At 34.3% G+C, this 1,395-nt stretch carries 3 protein-coding genes; 1 reads left to right on the top strand and 2 read right to left on the bottom strand.

Translation table 11 applies throughout. From position 1 onward, the window contains the following. Positions 1 to 65 precede the first annotated feature (65 nt). Positions 66 to 902, bottom strand: a complete 837-nt coding sequence (locus tag HG1285_RS01485) for an endo alpha-1,4 polygalactosaminidase (protein ID WP_008289386.1) — start codon at positions 900 to 902, stop codon at positions 66 to 68. A gap of 57 nt (positions 903 to 959) precedes the next feature. Here HG1285_RS01485 and HG1285_RS01490 point away from each other — a divergent pair, with 57 nt between their 5' ends. After that, positions 960 to 1,151 (top strand): hypothetical protein, encoded by a 192-nt coding sequence (locus HG1285_RS01490; RefSeq protein WP_008289384.1) that lies wholly within the window; start codon positions 960 to 962, stop codon positions 1,149 to 1,151. Here HG1285_RS01490 and HG1285_RS01495 read toward each other — a convergent pair. Further along, a partial coding sequence (locus HG1285_RS01495) for an iron-sulfur cluster assembly scaffold protein (RefSeq protein ID WP_008289383.1) occupies positions 1,142 to 1,395 on the bottom strand: 254 nt, incomplete at its 5' end. The two genes, HG1285_RS01490 and HG1285_RS01495, sit on opposite strands and share 10 nt — an antisense overlap.

Here is a 1,395-nt window from a genome sequence, read left to right as displayed (position 1 = left end):
TATATAAATGCAATCCTGCTGATATCCTCTTAATCCCCTGTTCATACAGAATGCCACTTTTATCATCAATACTCCCCGTAATCACAGCTTTTTACAAAACTACCATCAAGCTCAACAGGATAGACATTTGTCCTGAAATTTCTTTTTTTAGCGTCATTACATAAATTTCTGAAGGCTCTTTCATCATAAATATATATATCATCATACTCGGCATTGAAAACAGGCTTACCCTGTCTTATAAACGGTTCTAATAAATCACACTCATTATATTTATGGCATTCTTCATTTAAAGCAAAATCAAAATAATTAATAAGGTCAGGTATCTGTTCAAGGTCATTTTTTAGCCCAATTAAAAGGCCTCTACTTTTAGCTTCATTTGCAAGAAATCTGTTGTATCTCAGCTGGTCATTGTAGCTTAAATTAAAACCTGTATCATTTGTGTATCCATCTACATTATCCGGCTCAACTCCATCGCATCCTTTTGCAACGGCAAGGTCAAGTCTGTCTCTCATAATATTCCAGATTTCGGGATTTCTTATATCTATCCAGTATTCACCAGCCCAGTCATCAAGAGAATTACCTATTGCTTCTGGCGGAAATTTGTATGCATCAGGTCGCCATTCCTCATAACTGCCTGCACTGAAATAACAGATGACTATTTTCCCCTGCTTTTTAAGCTTAGCTATAGTCTCGGAAGGTGTATCAAACAGGTCAACATCATATAAGTCAGCAGGTATATCTGTTCTGAGGCTACCGTTTAACTGCCAATACCATGTTGTATTAACTGTTAAAACTCTTGGATTTGGTTTTTCATTATTGTTTTCGTCATTATCGCCTATGGTGATTTGTAAACAGGAACTCATCACAGTAGCAAAAACAAACAGTGTTATTAGCTTTTTCATCTTATATCCTTGATATTTGAATTTTTTACACTTAAATTATAATCGGAGGTTATTAAAATGGAAGTAAGAAATGAAGTTGCAGTTTCAGTTTATAAAGATGCTCTGGAACTACAGAAAAAACTTATGGAAATGCTTATACAACAGAATTTAGGGCAAAATCTGGCATCACAGCAGCCTCAGGTTGAGGAAGCTACCAAAACTGCCCGTGAAAATATTATAGAAGGAACAAAAGTTTCTATTTATGTATGACCTATGGCTTTAAGGACTATTGACAGTCTGTTTTCCATTTTGTCCTTTTCTTTTTCTTCTTTGAAGAAATCTAATATCTCTTGAGGGTTAATTTTTATATTCTTTACATTCTGCCCTTTTAACTTTTCTGCGACTAAATCTGCTATAGCCATCAATTTTTTACATCTTTTTGAGGAATTAAATTTCACATCAGCTATCTTGTCTCCATCCGTTTTTATATAAAACTCAACTTTATGAACTCCTC

Source organism: Hydrogenivirga sp. 128-5-R1-1 (assembly GCF_000171895.1).
Note: the sequence above shows the minus strand (reverse complement) of the source record. Positions and strands in the feature narration are given on the sequence as shown.

Bases quoted from the DNA above. Each gene is read 5' to 3' on its own strand.
- HG1285_RS01490 (WP_008289384.1), top strand. From the start codon at position 960: ATGGAAGTAAGAAATGAAGTTGCAGTTTCAGTTTATAAAGATGCTCTG.
- HG1285_RS01485 (WP_008289386.1), bottom strand. From the start codon at position 902: ATGAAAAAGCTAATAACACTGTTTGTTTTTGCTACTGTGATGAGTTCC.